Consider the following 545-nt stretch of genomic DNA (forward strand, 5'->3'; position numbering starts at 1 on the left):
TGCAGGGGGTTAGCACTCGTAGGGTCAGGCAGCACAGGCACCCCATGCACTTCCACACACACACACCATTGCTTGCCGTGAGCTGTTGCGTGCTGAGCCGTACCCCTGCACCCCTGTGACCCGGCTGCTGTGTTAGTCTGTCCGCCCTGCCAGACACCCCCCAAGCCCTGGGACTCCTGTTCGTTGTGCCAACCTGGCCTGACATGATTTATACTGCGGTTTTGAACATTCAAGGTGTGGGTTGCAGCAACACCCACAGGCAAATGCCATGTTGTAATGATGATGATGATGATGATGATGATGATGATGATGATGAACACCTTTCCATCCTGCCAGCTGTAGGATGCACCAGCCCACGGGTCAGGTCACGGGTGAGATGAGAAGCACACATGCAGCGTGTTTTCATCATCAGCATCACTACACAGCATTTGCTGTTGATGCCCCTGCTGCAGCACACCACCTCATAACACGCACATGCATGCAATGTGTGGGGAGTGTGCGCTCATGCATGTAGGCAGCGTGCTGGCTGGCTGGGTGTGCATGGG

1 protein-coding gene is annotated in these 545 nt (G+C 55.4%); it reads right to left on the bottom strand.

Going from position 1 to position 545, the window contains the following annotated elements:
- Positions 1 to 229: 229 nt before the first annotated feature.
- Positions 230 to 391 (bottom strand): hypothetical protein, encoded by a 162-nt coding sequence (locus ACT6R0_RS18655; protein ID WP_444667462.1) that lies wholly within the window; start codon positions 389 to 391, stop codon positions 230 to 232.
- Positions 392 to 545: the final 154 nt, after the last annotated feature.

Origin of the sequence: Flavobacterium sp. (assembly GCF_052437795.1) — a bacterium.
GTDB lineage: Bacteria > Bacteroidota > Bacteroidia > Flavobacteriales > Flavobacteriaceae > Flavobacterium.

Bases quoted from the DNA above. Each gene is read 5' to 3' on its own strand.
- ACT6R0_RS18655 (WP_444667462.1), bottom strand. From the start codon at position 391: ATGTGTGCTTCTCATCTCACCCGTGACCTGACCCGTGGGCTGGTGCAT.